The sequence below is a fragment of the Candidatus Methylomirabilota bacterium genome (assembly GCA_035260325.1).
Taxonomy (GTDB): Bacteria; Methylomirabilota; Methylomirabilia; order Rokubacteriales; family CSP1-6; genus AR19.
The window spans coordinates 1-2184 of the sequence record DATFVL010000184.1; the positions used below are offsets into that span (position 1 = coordinate 1).

The 2184-nt window shown below is 69.0% G+C and carries 3 protein-coding genes; all 3 read left to right on the forward strand.

Going from position 1 to position 2184, the window contains the following annotated elements; translation table 11 throughout:
* Positions 1-131: 131 nt before the first annotated feature.
* The gene (gene gcvT / locus VKG64_12120) at positions 132-1235 is read left to right on the forward strand and encodes a glycine cleavage system aminomethyltransferase GcvT (protein ID HKB25787.1); all 1104 of its coding nucleotides are present in this window, start codon (positions 132-134) and stop codon (positions 1233-1235) included.
* 7 nt (positions 1236-1242) lie between these two features.
* Complete coding sequence (gcvH, locus tag VKG64_12125; GenBank protein HKB25788.1) at positions 1243-1635, forward strand: glycine cleavage system protein GcvH; 393 nt, start codon at positions 1243-1245, stop codon at positions 1633-1635.
* The coding region (locus VKG64_12130; protein HKB25789.1) for a glycine dehydrogenase at positions 1635-2184 on the forward strand (550 nt) is incomplete at its 3' end. The genes gcvH and VKG64_12130, both read left to right, overlap by 1 nt.

The following is a 2184-nucleotide window of genomic DNA, read 5'->3' on the forward strand; positions in this document are numbered from 1 at the left end:
CGCTGCCGCATCGTCCGGCTCGACGCGCGGCACTGGATTCCGACCGAGCGCCCCGAGGAGATGCGCCGCGCGATCGAGGAGTTCTGTCGCGCTTGACCGTTTCCCCGCGGCGATGGTCTACTGAGTCGCCCGTGGACACGCCGCTCAAGCGCACTCCGCTCTACCAGGCGCACGTGAAGGCCGGCGCCCGCATGGTGCCGTTCGGCGGCTGGGAGATGCCGGTGCAGTACACGGGCATCGTCGAGGAGCACCGCACGGTGCGGAGCGCCGTCGGGCTCTTCGACGTGAGCCACATGGGCGAGTTCGAGGTGGAGGGCCCGAAGGCCCTGGCCGCGCTCCAGCACCTGACCACCAACGACGTCGCGGCCCTCGAGCCCGGCCACGTGCAGTATTCCGTCCTCTGCTACCCGAACGGGACGATCGTGGACGACCTCACCGTCTACCGCCTCGCCGGCGACCGCTTCATGCTCACGGTGAACGCGGGGAACATCGACAAGGACTGGATCTGGGTCACGGAGCACGGCGGGGGCGCGCGCTGGAAGAACGCGTCCACGGACACGGGTCTCATCGCCGTGCAGGGGCCGAAGGCGGAGGCGCTCGTCGGCCGGCTCGCCGACCAGGACGTGACGAAGCTCGGCTACTACCGCTTCGCGCGCGGCAAGATGGCGGGCGTCGCGACGCTGATCTCGCGCACGGGCTACACGGGCGAGGACGGCTTCGAGCTCTACGCGGCGGCCGCCGAGACCGAGCGCCTCTGGACCGCCCTGCTGGACGCCGGCCGCGGCGACGGCGTGGCGCCGATCGGGCTCGGCGCGCGCGACACGCTCCGGCTCGAGATGAAGTACGCGCTCTATGGCAACGACATCGACGAGACGACCAACGCGCTCGAGGCCGGGCTCGGCTGGGTCGTCAAGCCGGCGAAGGGCGAGTTCAGCGGCCGGGACGCCCTCGAGAAGATCCGCGCCGAGGGCGTCAAGCGGAAGCTTGTGGGGATCGAGATGGTGGACCGCGCTGTCGCGCGCCACGGCTATCCTGTCCTGAAGGCCGGCCGCCGCGTCGGCGTCGTGACCTCGGGCTCCTACGGCCCCTCGGTGGACAAGTACATCGCCATGGCGTATGTGGAGACGGCGCTCGCCGCAGTCGGCACCGAGCTCGACGTCGAGATCCGCGGCCAGGCGAAGGCCGCGCGCGTCGTCAAGACACCGTTCCATCCGTCACGCGTGAAAAAGGGGTAACGCCTCGATGGCGAACATTCCGAAGGAGCTCAGGTACACGCGCGAGCACGAGTGGGCGAAGCAGGAAGGCGACAGAGTACGAGTCGGTATTACCGACTATGCTCAGGAGCAGCTCGGCGATGTTGTATTCGTCGAGCTGCCGAAGGTCGGCGCCAAGGTCACGGCGGCGAAGGCCTTCGGCGTCGTCGAGTCGGTCAAGGCCGTCTCCGACCTCTTCGCGCCGGTCTCCGGCGAGGTCGTCGAGGCCAACGGTGAGCTGACGAAGAAGCCCGAGACGGTGAACCAGGAACCCTACGGCAAGGGCTGGATGATCGTCATCAAGTCCTCGAACAAGGTCGAGTGGGACCAGCTCCTGACGGCCCAGCAGTACGAAGACTTCCTGAAGCAGGCGGCCCACTGATGAAGTCGCGGTTCATCGCCAACACGACGGCCGAGCAGCGGCAGATGCTCGGCGTGATCGGCGCCGGCTCGATCGAGGACCTGCTCGTCAAGATCCCCGCGAAGGCGCGGCTCTCCCGGCCGTTGAACCTGGCGCCCGCCCTCGCCGAGACCGACCTGGTCCGCCACATGCGGGCGCTCGCCGCCCGGAACGCCGACGCCGACTCGCACGCCTGCTTCATGGGCGCGGGCTCCTACGACCACTACGTCCCGAGCCCGATCAGCCACATGGTCCTGCGCGGCGAGTTCCTCACGGCGTACACGCCCTACCAGCCCGAGGCGAGCCAGGGCACGCTCAGGACGATCTACGAGTACCAGACGATGATCGCCGAGCTGACCGGGATGGACGTGGCGAACGCGTCCATCTACGACGGCGCGTCGTCACTCGCCGAGGCGGCGCTGATGGCCCACGCCGTCACCGAGCGGAAGGAGATCGTCCTCTCGCGCGGCGTGAACCCGCTCTACCGCCGCGTCACCGCCACCTACTGCGAGGGGCCGGGCATCCGCCTGC